The sequence below is a fragment of the Micromonospora sp. SD19 genome (assembly GCF_054462275.1).
Genome location: NZ_JBTLMN010000003.1, coordinates 662,243 through 683,776, shown reverse-complemented (window position 1 = coordinate 683,776; position 21,534 = coordinate 662,243). Strand labels below are relative to the sequence as shown.

16 protein-coding genes are annotated in these 21,534 nt (G+C 68.8%); 6 read left to right on the top strand and 10 right to left on the bottom strand.

From position 1 onward, the window contains the following. Positions 1 to 532: 532 nt before the first annotated feature. The 6 genes from ACX27O_RS15460 to ACX27O_RS15435 form a co-directional block, all read right to left on the bottom strand. The gene (locus tag ACX27O_RS15460) at positions 533 to 1,531 is read right to left on the bottom strand and encodes a hypothetical protein (protein ID WP_458939641.1); all 999 of its coding nucleotides are present in this window, start codon (positions 1,529 to 1,531) and stop codon (positions 533 to 535) included. A gap of 215 nt (positions 1,532 to 1,746) precedes the next feature. Further along, complete coding sequence (locus ACX27O_RS15455; RefSeq protein ID WP_458939640.1) at positions 1,747 to 3,231, bottom strand: AfsR/SARP family transcriptional regulator; 1,485 nt, start codon at positions 3,229 to 3,231, stop codon at positions 1,747 to 1,749. Between the two features lie 1,710 nt (positions 3,232 to 4,941). Further along, entirely contained in the window at positions 4,942 to 7,041 is a 2,100-nt protein-coding gene (locus tag ACX27O_RS15450; RefSeq protein WP_458939639.1) for an AfsR/SARP family transcriptional regulator, read from the bottom strand. A gap of 1 nt (position 7,042) precedes the next feature. Next, positions 7,043 to 8,725, bottom strand: a complete 1,683-nt coding sequence (locus ACX27O_RS15445) for an Hsp70 family protein (RefSeq protein WP_458939638.1) — start codon at positions 8,723 to 8,725, stop codon at positions 7,043 to 7,045. Positions 8,726 to 8,936: 211 nt separating this feature from the next. Next, entirely contained in the window at positions 8,937 to 9,071 is a 135-nt protein-coding gene (locus tag ACX27O_RS15440; RefSeq protein WP_458939637.1) for a hypothetical protein, read from the bottom strand. A gap of 801 nt (positions 9,072 to 9,872) precedes the next feature. Continuing rightward, positions 9,873 to 10,541, bottom strand: coding sequence for an HNH endonuclease family protein (locus ACX27O_RS15435; RefSeq protein ID WP_458939636.1), 669 nt, complete (start codon positions 10,539 to 10,541; stop codon positions 9,873 to 9,875). A 430-nt stretch (positions 10,542 to 10,971) separates the two neighbouring features. Between ACX27O_RS15435 and ACX27O_RS15430 the strand changes: the two genes are divergently transcribed. Further along, the gene (locus ACX27O_RS15430) at positions 10,972 to 14,493 is read left to right on the top strand and encodes an nSTAND1 domain-containing NTPase (RefSeq protein WP_458939635.1); all 3,522 of its coding nucleotides are present in this window, start codon (positions 10,972 to 10,974) and stop codon (positions 14,491 to 14,493) included. Here the strand turns inward: ACX27O_RS15430 and ACX27O_RS15425 are convergent. Both ACX27O_RS15425 and ACX27O_RS15420 read right to left on the bottom strand, forming a co-directional pair. Beyond that, positions 14,488 to 14,787: an NIPSNAP family containing protein gene (locus ACX27O_RS15425; RefSeq protein ID WP_458939634.1), complete on the bottom strand. Its 300-nt coding sequence runs from the start codon at positions 14,785 to 14,787 to the stop codon at positions 14,488 to 14,490. The two genes, ACX27O_RS15430 and ACX27O_RS15425, sit on opposite strands and share 6 nt — an antisense overlap. A 118-nt stretch (positions 14,788 to 14,905) precedes the next feature. Next, positions 14,906 to 16,006: a TolB-like translocation protein gene (locus tag ACX27O_RS15420; RefSeq protein ID WP_458939633.1), complete on the bottom strand. Its 1,101-nt coding sequence runs from the start codon at positions 16,004 to 16,006 to the stop codon at positions 14,906 to 14,908. A gap of 387 nt (positions 16,007 to 16,393) precedes the next feature. On the opposite strand from ACX27O_RS15420, the gene ACX27O_RS15415 reads away from it, so the two are divergent. The 3 genes from ACX27O_RS15415 to ACX27O_RS15405 all read left to right on the top strand — a co-directional run bounded on the left by ACX27O_RS15415 (position 16,394) and on the right by ACX27O_RS15405 (position 17,706). Continuing rightward, the gene (locus ACX27O_RS15415; protein WP_458939632.1) at positions 16,394 to 17,182 is read left to right on the top strand and encodes a hypothetical protein; all 789 of its coding nucleotides are present in this window, start codon (positions 16,394 to 16,396) and stop codon (positions 17,180 to 17,182) included. 22 nt (positions 17,183 to 17,204) lie between these two features. Then, on the top strand, positions 17,205 to 17,387 hold the full coding sequence (locus ACX27O_RS15410) for a TraM recognition domain-containing protein (RefSeq protein ID WP_458939669.1): 183 nt from the start codon (positions 17,205 to 17,207) through the stop codon (positions 17,385 to 17,387). Between the two features lie 154 nt (positions 17,388 to 17,541). Then, positions 17,542 to 17,706, top strand: coding sequence for a hypothetical protein (locus tag ACX27O_RS15405; RefSeq protein WP_458939631.1), 165 nt, complete (start codon positions 17,542 to 17,544; stop codon positions 17,704 to 17,706). Between the two features lie 228 nt (positions 17,707 to 17,934). Here ACX27O_RS15405 and ACX27O_RS15400 read toward each other — a convergent pair whose 3' ends face one another. Continuing rightward, the gene (locus ACX27O_RS15400) at positions 17,935 to 18,090 is read right to left on the bottom strand and encodes a hypothetical protein (protein ID WP_458939630.1); all 156 of its coding nucleotides are present in this window, start codon (positions 18,088 to 18,090) and stop codon (positions 17,935 to 17,937) included. Between the two features lie 902 nt (positions 18,091 to 18,992). Between ACX27O_RS15400 and ACX27O_RS15395 the strand changes: the two genes are divergently transcribed. Both ACX27O_RS15395 and ACX27O_RS15390 read left to right on the top strand, forming a co-directional pair. Next, positions 18,993 to 19,283 carry a hypothetical protein gene (locus ACX27O_RS15395; protein WP_458939629.1) on the top strand — a complete coding sequence of 97 codons (291 nt, stop codon included), beginning with the start codon at positions 18,993 to 18,995 and terminating at the stop codon, positions 19,281 to 19,283. A 10-nt stretch (positions 19,284 to 19,293) separates the two neighbouring features. Further along, on the top strand, positions 19,294 to 19,473 hold the full coding sequence (locus ACX27O_RS15390) for a hypothetical protein (protein WP_458939628.1): 180 nt from the start codon (positions 19,294 to 19,296) through the stop codon (positions 19,471 to 19,473). A gap of 1,013 nt (positions 19,474 to 20,486) precedes the next feature. Here the strand turns inward: ACX27O_RS15390 and ACX27O_RS15385 are convergent. Continuing rightward, on the bottom strand, positions 20,487 to 21,035 hold the full coding sequence (locus tag ACX27O_RS15385; RefSeq protein WP_458939627.1) for a hypothetical protein: 549 nt from the start codon (positions 21,033 to 21,035) through the stop codon (positions 20,487 to 20,489). Between the last annotated feature and the right edge of the window lie 499 nt (positions 21,036 to 21,534).

Below are 21,534 nucleotides of genomic sequence, written 5' to 3'. Positions count from 1 at the left end.
TTGGAACAGTGACCACGTCGTGCTGATCATGGGCGTGAGCAGCGATCAGTTTCAGAGCCTGACCGAAGTTAGAAGGCGCACCCGCTGCACGATCGGTCGTCAACTGAGGCGGAAGCCGAGACGCCGTGGGACAAAGGGCTCTCGCTGTGGCGAGCCATCCTCGTGCTGCCGGCACCCGCAGCAAGCTGACCGGGTGGAGAGCTAGCCCACTCGCGAGTTGCTGTGCCAGCTGGCGGCCTATTGGCATGTATCGGCCAGCCGTCGTCGCCGCTAACGTCAGGTGCTCCGACATGGACGTTACGACGCCCCAGGCTGCCGTCGAGTCCTCTGCCTCGCCACCCCGGGCCGCCGGGGGTAATCCGACGGCAAGTACCGGTAGACCGAACGAAGCGATTGCCGATCCTCTCGGCTAGCAGTTCAGGGTCCAGGTTTGGCTCTTTGCGGAGCCAGTAGGCTACGGCTTCTGCAGTCCGCCGGGGCACCTCAGTGTTCCCGTAGTCGCCCGCCTCGTCGTCTCGGCCAGCGACGGAGCTCACGACGCCTGACTCGTCCGCGGGTACAGAGTGGGGCGGGTCAGTGTGGCAGCCTCCGCCAAACTGCGCAGGGCTGCTTTCGTTGGAGCCGGGTCGCGGCTCTCATCTGGCGCTCGTTTCGGCTCCTGCCGGCTAAAACCTGGCGTTTTTGACTCCGACAAGGTGGGAGATGGCAGCGAGGAGGGCGCAGTATGGGTTGCCGGTGGCGCGTTGACGAGATGTTCTCGCGTAGACCAGCGACGTTGGTGCCGGGCACGGTATGCCGTCACGATTCGTTCGGGGGCGAGATCCGCGCTCAGCAGAGTGGTCAGGCCGTCATAGTCGGCGGTGTCCGCGAGGCGCGCGGCTATTTGGTCCAGGTCGTAGACCTGCGTGGCGATGTCGGCGGTGGTGGGGCCCACCGCAGCTCTGATCTTACGATGGAGCACCTTGGCGATCGCGACGTCACGCCGCCGGCGAGCGATCGCGGCGCGGGCCGCTATCAGGGACTCGTACAGGTCGAGGCCGTCAGCTTTGGCGATGGACCGCGCTCGGGAGGTGACGAGGGGATGGCAGATCCAGTGCCCGAACGCCTCGTAGGCGGGTGGTGTGGGTGGCAGGCTCCCGGTGACGCGCAATCGGTCGCGGCGTTGGTTGCCGGCGTGCATCAGCCAAACGAGGTATCCGAGGGCGGACATGCCCGCGTAGAAGCCGCCGGTTAGGTGGTCGGGGTGAGCGGCCCCGTTGAAGGTGACGGCTCCGGCGGCAATCGCGGCGGACAGGAGGCGTGATCCGATTGCCCGCTCGCCGAGGCGGCGTCGCACGTCGGCGTTGGCCATCACGACCACGCCACCCAGTTCGAGCGTCGCGACGGCGGGGACCGCGACGACCAGCGGGACGCCGAGTGTTTGGACGGCGCCGGTGACTTGTCCAACGAGGGCGACCAGCAGCACCAGGATGTAGAACACCTGACGTATCCAGGCGGCGCGCCGGACTGCTGTGGCCAGGTCGGCGTCCACCGCGTCGAGGGTCGTCGGGGACGAAGCTTGCCGGTACGCCGATCCGCCCTGAGGACTGCGGGCGGGCCCAGGATGGCCGGTGAGTACGGCTGCTCGCAGGGGCCACGCGGTGCCGTTGCGGTACCAGTCTGCCGTCTGCGGGCCGTCGCCGCCGCTGTTGGGCTGATCGTGCAGGCTGCCACGACGTGCGTCAGGTGCTGCCGAAGGGTCCGGTGTCATGGGTGAAGTCCGTTGTTGTGAGAGTCGGTCTTTCCGGTTGGCTTCTGTCGGCGCAGGTTGGCGATGAGCTGGTCGGCGAGTCTGAGGGTGTCTTCGCTGGGTTCGGCGTCGATTTCGTCGAGGCGGAGGGTGAGGGATCGGCGTAGGGAGCGGATTTGCTCGACGTGTCCGAGTGCGGCGTGGGCGCGCATCGCGTGCTGGTAGATGGCCTCGGCGTACGGGTCGTGGCGCATGGCGGCTTCCAGGACGGTCAGGGCTTGTGCCGGGTCGGTGGTAGCGGCGGCGAGGGCGAGGTGCGCGTCGAGGGCTTGGCGGCGGACGCCCTCGCGGTATGCCTCGATCCATTCGTAGTCGAAGCCGTCGGCGAGTGTGCCGTCGTAGGCGTCGACGGCGCGCTGCAGTGCGGCGGTGCGGTCGGTGTCGGTGGTGGCGAGGTCGGCGTCGCGCAGTGCGGTGCGCATGCGCCACAGGTCGGTGTCGAGGGCGTCGCGGTTGAGGGCGTAGCGGCGCGAGGGGTGAGTGAGGTAGGTGGCGGGTCCTCCGGTGAGGGCGAGGGTTTTGCGGAGTGCGGATACGTAGGTGTGCAGGCGGTGCGGTGCCTTCGACGCGGGGGCGTCGGGCAGCAGGTCGTCGAGGATGTTGTCCTGTGCGGCGTCGCCGTCCTGAACGACGAGGTAGACCAGCAGCTCGAGGGCTTTCGCCCGTAGCGGGGTGGTCGTGTCCATGTTCACGATGCGGGCCTCGCCGAGTACTCGAACGTCGACGCGTCCGCCGGTACGGGAAGACTGGTCGTCGCCCGCCGGGTGCGGTTCATTCCCGGCGCGGTCGCGGCGCTCCTGCAGGCATGCGGCGCCAGAATTCTCGGGTGTGGGGTTCGGCGCGTGGGCGGCGCCGATCAGCCTGTCGAGTGGTGTGTGCTGCGCGGGTGCTGGCGGTTGAGGGTCGCCGATATGGGACTCGGTGAGGAGCCGCAGCAGTTCGGTGGCCTCGTTGCGGTTGATGACGCTCAGGCGGCCGACGGCGGTAGGACAACTGTGCTGATTCACGTCGTACTTAATGATGCTGGTGGAGCCGTCTTCGGCGACGAGGATGGTGTCGCCATCGGGCCAGGCGCCGAGCAGGACGCCGTGGATGTCGAGTCGGTGCCCTTGCGTGAGCAGCGCGGCGATACGGGTGCGCTCGTGAGCAGCGGTGGGGGCGGCGATCAGCACCGTCGGCGGCACGGGCTCGGCGGTCGGGTCCCGGTCGCGCAGCTCGACGAGCGTGTCGACCTCGTAGTCGCTGCACATGCGGGCGCGGTGCAGCGTCTGCTCCTCGATCAGCGTCAGAGCGTCGCTGACTTCTCTGGTGACGCTCATCCGCGGGGTGTCCGCCACTGTGGCTGTGGTGGTGCCTAACAGCATGGCGAGGGTGTCCGAGGCGATGACGACGTGGTGGCGGCTATCGGGGTCGTCTGGTCCGCCGCCGGCGAGGGCGGACACCAGCACGCCTCGGGCCGCTGCCTCGGCTCCGGGCCCGATCAGACCGAGTCCCGCAGATGGCCACACCTCGATCAGTGGTCGAGGCGGCGCGGGTAGAGGCGGCTGCGACTCGTGCGCCGGGAGCTTGGGGGTCCCGTCGTCGGCGGCGTCTGCCGGGTCCGAGTCAGCGTCCACGATGGGTTCGTCGGGCGGAGGGTCGAGGTCGGGGCCGGGGTCAGGGATCGTCTTTGCGCTCGGTGTCAGGGCCCGTAGGCCGCGACGGATCCGGGTGACCACCGCTGGCATTGGTTCGACGCTCGGGTCGTCGAGGTGTGGGCGCGCGGTGGGTTGCTGGGGGGTGTAGCGGCGACGGCGGTGTGCCCAAACGAGGGCAACTGCGGCGAGGATGGCGGTGGCGAGTCCCATGTCGAGCCAGCTACCCGCGCCGAGCGACACACCTGGTTGAGGTCGCGGCATTGGGGCGGTTCGGTCGTCGGCGGTGCGAGTGGTGGGCGTGGCAGCCGGTCCCGACGCCGATGCGTGGTCGGCTGGCGCAGATGTGGGCGTTGGGGCGGACTCGACGAGGCCGTCGTCGGTGTCCGTTCCGGTGTGGCCGCTTGGCGTACCTGAGGGAGCTGATGTCCTCGGCGTTGGGGTAGGCGCCGGTCGGGGCGACGGGCGTGGTGCTTCGACCGTGGGAGGTAGTCGCAGGGTCCAGCCCGGGTAGATGAGGTCAGGGTCGCGAAATGTCCCACCGATGTGAGGGAAGCGGGTGCCACGGTTGGCGGTGAAGATGTCGGGCCAGCGGTCCGCGTCGCCGAGGCGGTCCTGGGCGATGCGGGACAGCGTGTCGCCGCGCCGCACCGTGTAGGTGTACTGGGCCTGATCCTTGCCGTTGGTTGGTGAGGTCTTCTGGTCGTCGGCGTGGGCGCGCTCGGTGACTGCTGGGCCCTGCGGTGCGTGGGTCGTCTCCGCGGTGGTGGTGGTGGTGGCCGCGTTGGCGTGGGCGGGCGTCGCGGTGGCCGCTGTGCTGACGGCGGTTGCTCCCAGGACAGCCGCCGTGATGCCCTGCAGCGGCCCGGGCATGTGCAGTCGTGGCAGTCGCCGTGACATCCGGGCGGCCTGGGCGTACAAGCGGGCCGTGATGGCGGCGGCGAGCATTGCCCACAGCAGCCATGCAGCGAGGTAGGCGATTCCGGCGAGGAAGCCGCCGCTGAGGGGCTCCTCGACCCAGCCGTGGAGCAGGGTCGTCCAGGAGCGCTGCGGGCGTGGCCACTTGCCGACGTGGACGAGCGTGACCGGCACAGCGACGACCAGCAACGTGACCGCCGACGTGTGAGCGGCCGAAGCGACCCTGGACCTCATCGCCCCTCCCTTGCTGCTGTGTGCGGGCTCCGGACGCCGAGCCGGCTTGGCGGCGCCGTGAAACGGTGGCCGCGAATCGACCGTAGGGCGAGCGGCAGAAGTCGATGCGGTTCCGCGGGCTGACAGGACCTCACACGACCTCACGCGACCTCACAACCCCAGCTCACAGGCAGTCGGTAGGAGTCGAGACGGTGCGATCGGCGGCGTCTGCTGAGGCTTGGACGCGGCTTCTGCCAGGAAGACGAACTGGTTGTCTGGGACCGAGTACGGGGAAGCCGGAGCGGGGAAACGGAGCCGGAAGCGCACGGGGCAGCACAGTTCGCACTTTCCCGAACTGGGTTGCCCGTGCGCTCGGAGCGGGCGGCGTTACCGGGTGGGGATGGCGGGATGGTCCCTGCGGGTGGCTGTCGTGAGAGCCGTGTCGGTGGGAAGGATGCCCGCTGCGGCGAGACGGCGGGCGTAATCCTTCCGCAGATGATCCGCCGCGTTGTGGTCGCCGAGGGTGATGAGTGCGGTGACCGCGCGGGTGTGCAGGTCGGCGTTGTACGGGTCGATGCGGATGCCGGCCTGCAGCCATGCGAGGGCTTGGCGGGCTTCGGTGCTGGCGCTGGCGAGAGCCGCGTGTGCGTCGATGACGCGGCGGCGGGTGGCCTCGCGGATTGGGTCGAGCCAGGGCCAGGTCCGTCGGGCGGCGAGGTCATCGGGGTAGGCGTCGATGACGGCCTTCCAGGCCGTGGCGTCGGTGGTGACGGTGGTGGTGGCGTCGCGGACCGCGTGGTGGAAGTGCCACAGGTCGACGGTGACGCCGGTGGGGTCGAGGCGGTATCGGTCGTCGCTGTGCTCGATGATGGCCACCCCGGCGGTGGAGCGGATGGTGGTGCGGAGGTCGCTGAGGGTGGTGTAGAGGCGGCCGGTGAGAGAGCGGCGGGGCAGGCCCGGCCAGATGGCGCCAGTCAGCTGTCGGGTGTCGGCTCCGTCGGGGTGGGCGGCGAGGAACACGAGGACTTGGAGCGCGGCGGTACGGCGGATCTCCACCGGGTGGCCGTCCAGCAGCAGTGTCGGTTCGCCCAGCACGCGCAGCTGAAGGCGTCGTTTGCCGTGGCTGTAGCGGGCGGGGTGGTCCTGGGTAGTGGCCTCCCCCTGCGGCGACCTGCCTGCCAGGGCGGGGTTGCGCGACGGGCCGGAGGTGCGAGGCTCTGGCAGTGCCGGGTCGGGGTGGGCGATGACGGTGAGCAGGTCGGTGGCCGTGACCTGGGTGAGGACGCACATCCGTGGCCCGGGTGTCTCGCTGCTGTTTCGGTGATGGGTGTGCCCCAATGGGTCGACCCGCCATGTCTGGCCGACCGGCCACCGTCCGAGCACGGCCACCGCGGCGGAGGTGATGGCCAGAGTCGCCAGGATGTCGGCGTCCTGCGTCGCGGAGGCAGCATCGACGATGAGGGTTGGTCCGGGTGGGCCCGCGCCCTCCTGCGTGTCTGATTGTGTCTGGTCTCGTCCGCCCAGGCCACGACCAGGGTGGTCTCCGGAGAAGAACCCTGCTGCCTGACTGACGTTGTCGATGACGGCCAGCCCTGGCAGGCGCGGGCCCAGCGCTTCGGCGGTGGGGCCGAGCAACCCGGCCAGGACAGGTCGGGTGACGACCACGGACACTGCCGGGTGATGATGCCCGGCTAGGAGGCTGGTGACGAGCAGTCCTCGCGCTGCGTCCTGCGCCCCCAGCCCAGTGAGACCGACCCCATCTCGGGGGAAAGCGCCACCATCGCTTGGCCGGTCGAACATCGACGAGCCCGCCGAGGCGCCGCCGGGTTCGGTAGGCGGTGGCGTCGAGTCGGCGAGGGCGGCTTGTACTGCCACCACTGTCGGGGGCAGCGGCGCCAGGTCCGTGTCCTCGCGGCTCGACGGACCGGGCGGGCGGGGCCGGTAGGAGCGACGGCGACGGAGCCACACCAGCGCCGCCGCCGCGCTGACCTGCTCCGCTGCCTCACGCGGCAGCCAGCCACCGGCAACATTGATGCCCGCGTCGGCCAGGACGTCGCCGACTGGTGGCGTCGGCTTACCAGTCTCATCCAGGGCTCCTGCCGTTGCCGGCTGTGCGGGCGGCGGTGGCGGTGCGGTGATCGCGTGGGAGCTGACGCCGAGGACGGCGGCGCCGGCGATGCCACCAGCGGTGGCCTGCCAGGGTGTCGGTAGCGGCATGCGCCGCAGCCACGACACGGTCGCGCTTAGGCGTGCCAGCACTCGGATCGTGACCGTGTAGGCGAGTAGGAGCCACACCAGCCAGGCCGCGATGGTCAGCGCGGCGGTGAGGGTCTGTTCGGTCAGCGGGTTCTGCACCCACTCCCGTGCCTGCGCGGCGGTCGGCCAACCTTGTAGGGGTGCTCCGATCAAGGACAGCAGCACGATCGGTGGGCCGGCCAGAAGGGTGAGGACGAACAGCAGCGACATCAGCTGCCGCGGCCACCGCATGTCACCCGCCTCCACCCGGTGACATGTCCGCCCGAACCGGGCCCGTGGGAGTGGGTGGGGCGGGGCGCAGGATTCGGCTCCAGAGCCGGGTAGCCCACCAGGTCGCGACGGCGATGGCGTAGATGACGCCGAGCATGCCGGCGGCCCGTCTACTGACTATCGCCGCGCAGATCACCGACACCGGGGCGGCGAGGATGAGGCGGAACATCAACGGTGTCACCACCGCCATGACGACGGCGACGCCGAGGAGGAAACCGCCGACGCGGCCGGCGATGTCGATCCACAGGATTCGGTCCGGCCACCGGTCGGCGGTCAACGAGTACTGGATCAACCCCATGCCGAGTGTGGCGGCGACGATGGATCCGGTCGGCGCGGCCAGCAACGCCGACCAGCCGCCGTGCGGGGTACGCCACTGCCGGGCGGCGACGATCGCCATCGCCACGGCCATTACCGACACCGGGGCGATCGGCCACAGCGCCCACTTCAGGTACGGGCCGACGGGCATACCGAAGTATTGGCTGGTGACCACCGCGTACAGGCCGGCGATCGCCGCGCCGAGGGACACCGCGGCGAGGATCCCGACGCTGACCCTTCCCCCTTCGGTTCGGGTGCCGGGGGTGGGGCTGCGGGCGGCGATCAGCGAGCCGAGGACCGTGCCCGCGGCCAGGCACGCCAGCAGAGCCATCACGGCCGCCATCGTGAACTCGCCCCAGTTCACACTCACCGAGTGGTACACCCCGAGCACACCATGCTCCTCGGCGGTCAGCAGGCATTGCCAGATCAGTGCCAGCGACGCGAAGCCGGGCACCGCGATCGCCGCCGCCCGCCGCACGGGCGGCACCGGCACCTCCACCCGCTCGACCGTTCCGGTATCGACGGCGCCGACGTCAGCGGCGCCCCGGGCCGCGACCAGCGCCGGCTCGGGCACAACTATGGGTGCAGCGCCGGTGTGCTCGGCGATCGCCGCCGCCAGGTGCGGTAACTGGGCGCTGCCGCCCACACAGTAGATGCCGGCGAGGTCGTCGACCGTGAGCTCAGCGGCGGCGACTGTCTCCTGCGTCAACTGCGCCACGCGCGACGCCACCGGCCGGACGGCTTCGTCGAGCATCGCGCTGTTCGCGATTACCGGCGGTCGGTCCGGGAGCGGAACCGTGACAGCCGGATGGCTCACCAACGCTTCCTTGGCCACTCGAACGCTGTCCCTCACCGACGCGTGCTGACCCTCTGTCGTCGACGCGCCGATGAGGGCGTCGGCGAGCGCGTGATCGATTGCCGTGCCGCCAGCCGCCGCGTCGGCGAGGGTCGCGAGGACCTCGAACCCGGCCGGCCCGCGGCGCAGCACCGTCACCTCCGCGCCCGCCCCGATATCACAGATGACCAGGAACGCACCGACCGGCACCCGCACACCAGTGGCGAGCAGATACTCGGCGACCGCCACCGGAGCCTCCACCAGACGCGGTTGCGGCAACCCCGCCCGGTGCGCGACCTGCCGCATCCAGGTCCGCCGCCGGGGCCCCCACCCCGCCGGGACCACCACCCGCACATCCCGCACCGGCTGACCGACGACCCGCTCGGCTTCGGCGGCCGCACGGCGCAGCGGCGACGCCGCCGCCTCCAGCGCGTCGCCGCCAGCGTCACCTGCCGTCGCGTCCTCCACCGGACGGCGCGGCCCCGGAATGAACACCGCGGGCCGCCCCGCCGCCTGTCCGCTCGTCGGCAAAGACGACGCGCTGTTTAGGGGTGGATTCCCGTCGAATGACAGCACGTGCGTCCTGCCGTCGGCCCACCCCAGGACGGCTTGGGTGCCGGCGCTGCCGCAATCGATCGACAACCGTGCTTCCCCCGGCCCCATGTCCATAGTCAAACATGAGGATCACATTCACGTCACCTGTCAATCACTCACAGCCAGCAGAGGCCAGCCGAATCCGCACCAGCGTCACGGTCCGCCACGGGGCGCCAGCTGTGAGGTACGCCAGATAGATGTAGCGGTAGTCGAACTCGTTGTGGTGCTGGTATATCCCGTCAGTCACCGGTCCACCTCGTCCAAGGTCCACCGGGCCCATCGGTTACCTTCGGCCTGCGGCGATCAACCAACATTCATCAACCCAGTCGAGTTCAAGCCACCATATGGCGGATGCGTCGGGCTCCGGGCGCGTCGGCTACGCACCGCCCCACCACACATACGCCTGAGCACCGCCCAATCCACAGGGCCGCCGAAGGTTGTCCGAAGCCGCTCTTCCGAGGCAGCGAGTCCGTGGATCGACCAGCCCAACCCCGAGGTGCAGCACCGCCAGTTCCGTTATGACGACACGGACGACGTGCCGACCTTCCAGGACGACGGGCCTCCAGTTGAGGACCAGTGAGATGGGCACGGTCTGCCAACCCACCAAATCCGGAGCCGCCCGTGCCTCCTGCGGCCACCAGATCACCGATCAGCACCGAGCACAGAACGGCATAATTCCGGCCCGACCACATCGCCACCCAAGACCAACAGCGAATCAAACACTCGTTCGACAGGTTGGTGGAGGGCATCGTGGCTCGCTGGTGGAACGGGATCTAGGGACGCCTGGGCCGCCGAGATGTGTGGCTCACCAGCGAGGCCCGGTGGAAGGTCACCGCCCGACCCGGGGACACCGACACCGGCCGTGTGCTTCGGTGGGAGTTCGACACCGAAGGCGAGGCCCTCGCCATGGTCAAGCGCCTCCTCGCCGCCGACTCAGGCGGCCAGTGACGCAAGCAGTCCGGCGACAACCACCCACCACAGCAGGCATAGCTTCTGGCTTGCGGTCCACAAACCTGCAGGGGCGGCGGACCGCAAGCCAGGATCGCGGTCAGGAGCTGCAAGTGTTGAGCATGCTCTGCAGGGCGGACTTCTCCGACGACTGCAGCGTCAAGCCCCAGCTGTACTTCACGGTGATCCACATCTTGCTATAGGTGCACCGATACGACGACAGAGGTGGCTGCCAGGTGGACGGGTCCTGATCACCCTTGGACTGGTTGACGTTGTCCGTCACCGCGATCAGCTGAGGGCGGGTGAGGTCGTTGGCGAAGCTCTGCCGCCGGCTCGTCGTCCACGAGCTGGCGCCAGAACGCCACGCCTCGGCCAAGGGCACGACGTGGTCGATGTCGACGTCGGAGGCTGCCGTCCACGTGGCGCCGTCGTACGGGCTGTACCAGCGACCCGAGGTGGCAGCGCAGGCGCTGTCGACGACGACGGAGGTGCCGTCGCGCTTGAGGACCTGCTCGCGGGTGTTGCAGCTACCACTGACAGTTATCCAGTGCGGGAACAGGTCCCGCGAGTAGCCGCTCGTTGAGCCTTGTGTCGCCACGGTCAAGGCGTTGAGCTGCGACTGGGCCGTCGCTTTCGAGGGGATCCCGGGAGGTGTGGCGGACGCGGGCTGTGCGCTGACGCCGACCAAGGCGGCAACGGCGGCGAGGACGACCGCGGCGGCGTGGCGCGTGACGCGTGGGGAACGGGCAGAGACTGGGGTTACCCGCATAGGGGCCTCCTGGGCAGTGGGTGGACGACTACCGTCTCCCCCGATCGTGGACATCGAAGGGCATGTTTGTGAAGGGGCGGGTAAGCAGCCAGGAAAATTTGAAGCGTTCTGCGACTGGCGTGCAGGCACGAGCCGAGTCGGCTCGACACAGCCTGGCCGGCTGCCTGTTCCGCGTAGGCGAAGTACGGCATCACATGTTGATGACTGTTCGCCCAGCTCCTGGCGGCGCAGGTCGATCGGGGACTGTTTGGACCGTGTCGCCGCGATGTTCGGCGCAGATGCAGTGCTCGTCAGGTGACAAGCCACCGAGAAGCCCTGGTTGACGCCTGGCTCTCGTCGCTAACGCGGTCCGCACTACCCAGCCGTGATACGCGGGGCGGGCGCATAGCCGCTACGGTAAACCCATCGGGGACCATCGCTGGGAGGGCTGGTGCGGCCGAGTCGACGTCCACCCATTGCCCTTCAACTGTCGCTGCTCATCATCGCCGTTCTGCTGGAGATCGCGGCGAACTTCTTCGCCAATGCCGACACCTCACCGCTGACCGCCGGGATCCGTCAGGTCGCCGGTCCGGCGCTGATCGTCCTGCTGGTGGTGCTGATCGTCGGTAACGGCCTGGTGCTGTGGTGGCAGGCGCCTCGTAGTCCGCGGCCCGTGTGGCGGCCGGATCAGAGCCCCTATCCCGGGCTGTCTGCCTTTACGGAGCAGGACGCGTCGGTGTTCTTCGGTCGGGAGGAGCAGGTCACTGAGCTGGTGCGACGCCTGCATGAGCTGGGTCCGGACGGGTCCGACCGTTTCGTCTGTGTCACCGGTGCCTCCGGCAGCGGCAAGTCCTCACTGGTGCACGCTGGCGTGGTTCCCCGGCTGCGAGTGGGACGGTGGCAGGTGTTGCCACCGGTCACGCCGGCAGGCGAACCGCTCGGTGTCCTCGCGGACCTTGCGGTCACACTGGGTGCTGTCGACCGAGCCTCGGCGCTGCGGGAAGTGCGGTCCCGCCCGGACAGCCTCGCCCGTCATCTGACCGCCTGGCGGGCTCGAGAAGGCCACCGGCGCGGGCGCGTTCTGCTGATTCTCGACCAGCTCGAGGAACTGGTAACCCTGTCCAGCCCTGCTGAACAGGCGACGTTCCTCGAGCAGATCGCGATGGCGCTCGACACCGACCGGAGGCTCTGGGTTGTCGCGACGCTCCGCGTCGAGTTCCTCGCCGATCTCCTTGCCGGGCCGCGCCCGGAGCTGTTCGCTAGCCCGGTCGCGCTCGGGACCATGCGGCGGGCAGATCTCGTCACGGTTGTGGAGCAGCCCGCCCAGCTCGCCGGAATGCGCTTCGAGAACGGCCTCGTCGACCAGATCGTCGCCGACACCGCTACACCAGACGCGTTGCCGCTGCTGGCGTATCTGCTTCAGGAGCTGCACCGGGCGGCCGGCCCGGGGCAGACGGCTACCCGCGAGGCGTACCAGGCACTCGGTGGCGTCGCGGGGGCACTGAGTCGCCAGGCCGACAGCGTCATGGCGGACGTGCGGCGCGAGAGCAGCACCGAAGACGTCCTGGACACCCTGCTCCGTCTGGTAGCGATGGAGGGCACTGAACCGACTCGACGCCGGGTGCCGTTGCGGGACCTGTCCAATGATCAGCGTCGGGTGATTGCCGTCTTCACCGATGCTCGGCTTTTGAGCATCGACGTGATCGACGGTCAGCCGTGCGCGCAGGTCGCGCACGAGGCGTTGTTCCGCCGATGGGCGCCGCTGCGCCAGCAGGTCGAAGCGCGGGCGGAGCAACTGCGCCGGCGTACCGAGCTGGAACGGTGGGCAGCGGACTGGGTCCACGCCGGGCGCAGCGCCGACTACCTGCTCACCGGAGAACGACTCGCGTTGGCCGGGCAGTGGCTGGAAGCGATGGAGTCGGCCGGCCAGGACAGCCCTACCGCGCGTGCCCTGGTGAACGCCTCCCGCAGCCGGGACACCGCGTTCCTGCACCGGGTGTCGGAGACGATCGGTCAGTTCGCGCTCGGCAACGTCGACCGCTACCCGGAGTTCGCGGTACTGCTGACCGCGGCCGCCCTGCAGGAGTGCTCACCAACGCCGGTCGCCCGCCGGGCCCTGATGGCAGCGTTGGCGTTCAGCCACACCGAAGCAGTACTCGCCGGACACACCGACGCCGTCCGCGGAGTCGCCTGCTCACCGGACGGCGCGCACCTGTCAACCGCGTCCAGAGACGGCACCGCACGGATCTGGCACGCCGCCACTGGCACCGTCGTCCGGGTGCTACGCGGACACACCGGCATGGTGGACGCCGTCGACTGGTCACCCGACGCCACCCGGCTCGCTACCGCCTCCCGGGACGGCACGGTCCGGGTGTGGGACGTGGCAACGGCGGACACAGTCGCGGTATTGCCATGCGGAGACGTGGCACGTGGTATCACCTGGTCACCCGACGGCTCCCGCCTCGCCGGGTCGAGCCGGGACCGAACGGTCCAAGTCTGGGACACCGCCACCTGGAAGGTTGCCGCTCATCTGGTCGGCCACGAAGGGGACGTGTGGGGCCTGCGATTCTCCCCCGACTCCCGCCGGTTGGCCTCCGCCTCCCACGACCGATCGGTCATCGTCTGGGACATCACTTCAGCTACAGCGGAGCAAAGGCTGACGGGGCACGGTGACTTTGTCGAGGCCGTTGCCTGGTCCCCCGACGGCAGTCAGCTCGTCACCGGGTCCGGTGACCACACGGTACGAATCTGGGATCTGGCGACCGGTGAGACCCGACACGTCATCGGCGGTCAGGGATCACCCGTCTGGTCGGTCGCCTGGTCCCCCGACGGGCGCACCGTCGTATTCGCCAGCGGCGACGGCAGCATCCGCGTCTGGGACATCCGCAGGTTGCGCGAGGTAGCCGAGCTACGCGGGCACTCCCAGGTCGCCTGGTCCGTCGCGCTGTCCCCGGACGGGCGGCGGGTATTTAGCGGCTCCGGTGACGGCACCGCCCGGCTATGGATGATCCAGCCGCGTGGCGCTGAACAACGGCTCCTCGCCGGACACGACGGACCGGTCACCGCGCTCGCGCTGGACCGGACGGCGAGGATCGTCACCGGTGGCGCAGACGGCACCGTACGAACCTGGCAGCCGGACGGCACCGCCGCCGTGACGAGGTGGCCAGAGCCAATCGTGGCCCTTGCCTGCTCACCGACAGCCGACGTGATCGCCGTGGGCCTGCGCGACGGCTCGGCCCACCTAGCCGGCGGCGACGGCGCCGTACGCCTCGGGGCTGAGGTCGAATCGCTGGCCTGGTCACCGGACGGGTCCCGGTTGGCAGCAGGCTGCAAGGACAATTCCGTACGAGTCTGGGACGTCCGGACACGCAGTTCCGCCGGCGTCCTGCGTGGACACGCCGATTGGGTAGGAGCGCTGGCCTGGTCGCCGAGCGGCCGCTACCTTGCCTCCGGCTCCGACGACCGAACCGTGCGCGTCTGGGACATCGAACACCCCGGCGACAGCACCGTTCACTCCGGCCACCAGAACTACGTCGACGCGATCAGCTGGGCACCCGACGAGCGCCGGCTTGCCACCTGCTCCGCCGACTGGACCATCCGGGTCTGGGACCTCACCGGCACCGACCACCCGCGGGTGCTGACCGGCCACGACAAGCGCGTCCGCGCAGTGGCCTGGGCACCGGACGGCCAGCGTCTCGCATCCAGCTCCGACGACCGCACCGTACGGGTCTGGGGCAGCGCGGACGACGACCACGGTGAGGTGATCGGCGTGCACCGCGACGGCGTGACCAGCCTCGCATGGCTGCCGGACGGGCGGCAGGTCGTGACTGGCTCAGCGGACGGCACTGCCCGCGTCTGGCCGGACTCGGTCAACCTGACCGAGCTGACCTCAGTCGCACGCTCACGGGTGTTCCGCACGCTCACCGCCGACGAACGGCAGGCACACCTACTACCCGTAGACGCCAACTTATAGCGTCTGCTCGACCTCGCGGGTCTCCTCCTCGACCAGGTAATCGTCCGGGTCCAAACCGAGCGTCTTACGACGCTCGGAGGCCCAGTAGGCGGCGTTGGCCTCATCGAACGGCTCGGGGCCCTCGTGGGAGATCACCCAGACGTGCTGATTCCGCGCGCGGTCCTTCCACGACCCATGGATCTCGAAACCGAGATCACGGCGCAGCGGGACAACCAAACGCTGCCACCTGTCCACCCACTCATCCAGCAGCCCCGCATGGATCGTATAGATGCGGATCTGCACCGACCGTGCCATAACTGTCACCTCATCCGTGGCGCAATCCAGGGCGTGTCATCGACCCTAGCCGAAGCATCGAACGCAAGCCGGCCATAGAGTCCAGCACCCGACGCGACCACTGGCTCCTCACTGGCCCTTAGCCGCCGGGGAGGATCACCCGCGTACGGTGAGGCAGCGATGTAAGCACCCGACGCCTGCCGGTGACCGGATTGACGGCGACCAGCTCACCGGCACCCACTGCCAAGTCTTGAAGGATGACCTCGGTACCGGCCAGACCGAGGAAAGTCTCAGCCTTGCCACCCCGGAGCACCACAAGGTCAATCCGGCCGGACGATAGACCGGAGCGCAAATCCACCCCTACCAACGTCATTGGGGGCACCGCCGGCTTCCCCGCCGGCTTGCCCGCCGGGACATCCTCCTGCGGGGTCACCAAAGCCCACGCCGTCGGCGGATCGCCGCCACCGCGTACGAGCGGGGCGAATGCGTTGCGGATATCTCCGGGGCCGACCTGATGGGTTGTGTCCAGCGACACCGAGCGGGCACTACCGCCGTTAACGTCCTGAATCGCGATGGTGAGCTGGCGGCGCGGGCTCGCGTTCAAACCGACCTTGACCTCTACGGTGGCGAGCTCACGCCCACCGATGAATGCCAACATCTTGCGGCCCGACGTCCCGCGTAACGCCAGTGGACGCACCTCCCCACCGGGCAGGGTGAACGCCGCGTACGCCTCATCGGCACCGGAAGGTTGCCCAAGCAGCAACGATCGCCCATCGGTTGACCACTGACGCAACTCGTACCCAGGCGGGACCGCCCGTTCCGCGGTCCCGGTCAGGTCACGGATCCACCACTGCTCGTCTCGGCGCTGGGCGAACCACCGCCCGTCCGGCGAAAGTGCATGACTGGCCCTCACGATGTCTGCTAGCCCGACGCTGAATTGTTCACCGGAGGCGGTCACCAAGTACATCGGCCACCGAGGCAACGCGCCGGTCATGTCGAGGGCATCGGGGTCATTGATCTGGTAGAGCAGGGCTCCCCGTCCCACGGCCCGATCATCGGGCAGGGCTGTCGGGGTGGCCGGCGGCGACAGCCGACCGGGCAGTCCGGCAAAGAGTTCCCGGGCTGTGACCGGGGCGGCGACCTTGGCCAGCGCCGCTGAGCGGGTGGCGCCGGCTCGCCCAATCGTCACCCCGGCGGCCCCGGCGGCCAGCACCCCAGTGAGCGCGGCAACCAACCACATCCGTAGTCGGTGCCGTCCCTGCGGCGCAACAGGTACCGGTCCCGGTGCCGTGGATTCCATGGTCGTGTCTCCGATCCGGGCGTCCTGCCCGCGCACAGCAGAGCGGAAGATCCACTAACCGTCAATGGTCAGTCGGGCCCCGGTTCACGATCGGGGCTCAAACGTGATCTTCAAAAGGGTTCCGGTCCTCTGTGAACACCCTGCTCAGCCGGGTAGCGAGCGCCGCCGGGACCTGCAAGCAGCCAATGTGACCGCCCGGGAGACATCGTCGGCACGACACCGAGGGCGTCGGCCAGAGCTTGAGTCTGCCGTCGCAAAGCTCACCGCCAGACCCACGGAAGCGGATACATAAGGGTCACTATGGTGTTCGCCCTCGGAAGGCTTCCTGTGTCCGCGCAGGTAGGCTCCGTTCGCTCTTGCGTTCGCCTTGTCGGCCCAAGGGCCTGCCGACAGCGGCCGGGCCATCCCCGCGATCGCCGCTGCCCCGGGCCCACGCTGGTCATCAGCGTCAAGGGTGACATCGTCGACGCCACCCGCGATCTGCGCACCGAACGCGGCACGGTGTGGGCGTTCGACCCGCAGCACATCCTCGGCGCCGACCAGGGCATGTGGTTCATTCCCCTGCGGGCGGTGTCCACCATCACCGATGCCCGCCGCCTCGGCGAGCACTTCGCCGCTGTCGAACGCGAGCCCGGCGTCAGCCGCGACGCCTTCATCGACCCCTCCAGCGAGGAACTGGTGGTCAACCTGCTGCTGGCCGCCGCCTGTTCCGGCCGGGACATCCTCACCGGGTACCGGTGGGCGGTCAGCCCCCGTGACGACGAACCGGCCATGCTGCTGCGCGAGCACGGCTTCGCGCTGCCGGCCGACCCGGTCTCCGGCGTGGTCAACATGCCCGACAAGATCCGCGGCGGCATCTACGCCGGCGCCCAGAAGATGCTCATGTGCCTCACCGAGCCCGTCGTCACCGCATGGGTGACCCCACCGACCCTTGGCGGGGTCCTCGAGTTCGACCCGGCCGCGTTCGTGGTCAGCACCGACGTGCTGTACCTGCTCTGCCAGGGCGGCCCCGGCTCCCCGCCCCGCTGGTCGCAGCCCTCACCGACGCCGTCCCACGCGTCGGCGAGCTGCGCGCCCGCGCCTCAGCCGGACGCCGCCTGGACCCGCCGCTGCTGAGCATCCTCGACGAGGCCGCAACATCTGCCGCCTGCGGCAACTGCCCAACCTCTACTCCTACTACGGCGCCCACGGCCTGCCGATCATCACCATCCTGCAGTCCTACCCCCAGGGCGTCGACGTGTGGGGACGCGAGGGCATGCGCAAGCTCTGGTCGGCGGCGAACGTACGAACGTACGGCGGCGGCGTCGCCAACCCGGACTGACTGGAAGAGCTGTCAAAGCTAATCGGCGAGCACGACGTCACCACCCGGTCGACCAGCAGCAGCGGATCCGGGTGGGGCCAGGTCGGTCTCCCACGCCACCCGCCGCCAGCGCATCCTCGACGTCTCTGACCTGCACGCCCTGCCCCGTGGCCGGATGGTCGTCTACGCATCCGGCCCCCCACCCGCGCTCACCCGCACCGCCCCCTGGCAGGACGGGCCCTACGCGGCAGCGATCCGCGCGTCGATCGCGCACTGGCACCCCACCGGCCGCGCCGACTGGACCCTCTCCCCCGACGCCTCACCGGGGCCAGCCCCATGACCACGCCCACCGCCGGGCCGACCGCCGACGTCGTCGCCGTCGCCGTCGCCGACCTCAGCGCACTACTCGGCCAGCTCGCTGGCGACCCGGGCGCAACCCCGCCGGCCCGCCGAGACGCCGGCAACGGAGGCAGCCGGCGCGGAGCCGGTCTACCGCAACGATCTTGGAGGACGGTCGAGGTCCCCACCTCCGACCCCGGGGGTGAGGGCCTCGACGTATCGGCTGGGATCACCGCGTGTGGTTGATCGCCTGCCGGATCTTCCGCTCCGCCCGGCGGGCGTCGGCCGCGCTGGTCTGCAGCTGGCGCTTGGCCTGGCGCAGCTGCTGTTGCGCCCGAAAGACCGCCTGCCGGATCTGGGTCGTGCTGATACGGCGGGTCGCCATGGTCAGCTCTCCTTCCGGACGCCCTTGAAGCACTCCCCGTCGACCTTGACGTCGAGGAACCGGCCGTTGCCGGTGTCGCGCTTGACCCACAGGCCAGGGGGAGTCTTGGTCTAGGACCGTCTGGTCACCGCGCCGCGGCGGTGTCCGTGTCCAATGTCTTTCGCCATCGTGCTCACGTAGCACTTATGCCCGCCGAGCCTTGGCGAGGCCGTCGCCGTCGACTAGCTCCACGATGCCACTTGGCTGGTCGAAGATCTTGGCCGGGAGCGCCTCGAGCGGCTGTAGAGCTCCCGTCTTCCATCTGCGGGCGATGTCACTGAGCGTCACGTCGCGTCAAATCGGTACGCGGGAGCAGTGCTCCCTAGAGGTTGGCGCCCCAAGATCCACAGCCTTGCTGTGTCCTTGCTCACACCCGATGCCAAGGAAGGCGCTTAAGGAATAAATCACAACGAAAGCCTCCTAGCTTCAGCGGATGCATCAATGAGTCCCGGTGGCTCTCACCTGTCCAGCAGGCCGTCGTCCAGCACAGGTCGAGGCGCACGACCGGGCCATCGGTCCGGGCTCCGCCAAGCTCGAGCGACTGCTCCGAAGGTCCCGTCCGCCGGGACACGACGGCCGCCGGTTCAACCCCCGGGGAGGAGACGGATTAGAAACCCTCCCGGGAGGTAAAGGAGGGTCAGTGATTGCACCCTTCAAGATTCTTCTAGTGCGGGGCATCATCGATCCGCGTTCTGTGCGGTCAGTGGGGTGAGCGCGGACCGATCAATCCGGCGGGGTGCCGAGCTGCTGCGGAAGGAGTCACTAGGACTCCCATCAGCCCCATCCACCCGACGAGATAGCCCCAAAGACCTCTACCGCAATCCGGCTCACCCCGACGTTGGCCCTGCTTCTCGTCTGACGTCATGTCCTCAGTGGAGGTATCGATCTCGTTCCTGCCTGCCCTGGCGCAACGACGCGTTGACGGATGGGTCGGGCGAGTCGTCGGTGCCGTAGGCGACGATCCAGGGGAAATTGACTGCCTACTCGCGGAGGCCCTCTCGCGACAGGGCATTGAGAACGCCGATGGCGAGTGTGTTCGGGCACAGCCCTCTGACCTGACCGCGCTGACCCTGACCGCGCTGACCCTGACCGCGCTGACCCTGACCACGCTGACCCTGACCACGCAGACTCTGACCGCGCAGGTTCTGACCTGACCGCAGGGACATGACCGAGTTGCCACTGCCACCGTGCTGCCACCGCCACCGCCACCGCCACTGCGGCAGCGGCCGCTGCCACCACTGCTGCCACTGGGTGGCCGCCACTGCCGCTGCCACCCCGCACGACTACGACCTCGCCGCTACTGCCGTCGCTGCCGCTGCCGCTGCCGCCGGCCACTTCTGCTAGGGACTAGCGGCCCCCGCCGCCCTCTCGGCTGATCTTCACCGTGGGCGACAGAGCAAGCCCAAGCTCACGCGTGCGGAGACAATGCCCGGCAACACGAAGACAATCGTTGCCCGCAGTGCCAGTCTTGGCCTCGTCCCGATGATTCCTACTCGGCGAGACAGATCCCGGTGCCCTGATACCCGGTCGGTACCCAGACCTTGCGCGCAGTCGACACCCAGCCGGTCGGTACCGCCCACCACTCGGTCGGTCAGTGCCCGTACCGCAGCTGGTCGTACCCGTAGCGCGGTCGGTCGGTCGGTACCAGTACCCCGCGGTCGGTCGGTACCGCGTACCGCGGTCGGTCGGTCGGTCGGTACCAGCACCCCGTGGTCGGCCGGTACCGCGTACCGCGGTCGGTACCAGTACCCCGCGGTCGGTCGGTACCGCGTACCGCGGTCGGTCGGTCGGTACCAGCACCCCGTGGTCGGCCGGTACCGCGTACCGCGGTCGGTCGGTTGGTACCAGTACCCCGTGGTCGGCCGGTACCGCGTACCGCGGTCGGTCGGTACCAGTACCCCGCGGTCGGTCGGTACCGCGTACCGCGGTCGGTCGGTACCCGCGCTCGTTACCCTTTGGCCGACCAGTGCAAGCTTGTCGGTCCGGCTGCTAAGTCGCGCACCGGAACCGGCGGCCGGATCCATTATCAATCTGCAGGGTTGGAATTGAGCCCTGTCGCCCCACCCAAGACCGAGCCTATCTGCGCAGGGCTGAGCCAACGCTCGCTCCGTTGCCCACGGTGAAGACCAGTGGAGGAGCGACGGAAGCGGCAAGCTGGTAGCAGAAAGTGGCGGCGGCAGCGGTGGCCGCAGTCGTGCCGGGTGGCATGGGCAGCACGGTGGTAGTGGCAGCACGGTGGCAGTGGCAGCACGGTGGCAGTGGCAGCACGGTGGCAGTGGCAGCACGGTGGCAGTGGCAGCACCGTGACAGTGGCAGCACGGTGGCAGTGGCAACTAGGTCACGCCACCCCGGCCAGGTCAGCCGGCCAGCGCGGTCAGGGTCAGCGCGGTCAGGGTCAGCGTGGTCAGGGTCAGCGCGGTCAGGGTCAGCGTGGTCAGGGTCAGCGCGGTCAGGGTCAGCGCGGTCAGGGTCAGCGCGGTCAGGGTCAGCGCGGTCAGGGTCAGCGCGGTCAGGGTCAGCGCGGTCAGGGTCAGCGCGGTCAGGGTCAGCGCGGTCAGGGTCAGCGCGGTCAGGTCAGAGGGCTGTGCCCGAACACACTCGCCATCGGCGTTCTCAATGCCCTGTCGCGAGAGGGCCTCCGCGAGTAGGCAGTCAATTTCCCCTGGATCGTCGCCTACGGCACCGACGACTCGCCCGACCCATCCGTCAACGCGTCGTTCCGCCAGGGCAGGCAGGAGAAAATCATTCCCTTCATTAGGGACACGAGCGAGAAGCAGAAAGGACTTCCGCCGTCCGAATAGTTGATTCGAATTTCCACAAGACAGCGTTCCCGCTTGAGTGACAACTTGCATTTCTAACCAATCACTCTGGAAGCATTCATTTAACAAGGAAAAGGGGGCCGACAAGCGGCCCCCTAGGGTGGGTAGTGCTATACAGCAACAGGACGGTGTCAATTATCCTTTCCGTTGTCGTACCAAAGAGTGATCAATATTCGGACTACGATCAGGCCGCCCACCCACGTCAGGAGAAGGGTCCAACGCGTGGAGGTCTCACCAAGAGCGTTGAGGAGTTCGAGCAGGCCAGAGGCCAAGCTCAGGCCCACCAGAGTCTCCTCGTGGCCATCCCGCGAGTCGGGCTCCTGGGGATCGATAGGAGCGTTCTGCAGCGACAAAATGCTTCTCCTTCAGGTGGTGATGGTCCCGGTTCAAAGGGGCCCGATCAGCCGGCGTTTGCGATGCCTCAAGAATGCATCTCGGCGACCTCTGCCGCCACCCGTAAAGCGGGCCAGGATGGATCGTGGCAGTCATAGAACAATTGGCTTCTAGGGCCGCGCAGGCCAGGGACAAGTGCGCGCCAGCGGGCTCCCGGCTACTGAAAGTAATCGGCGGCACAGCCGAGATACGC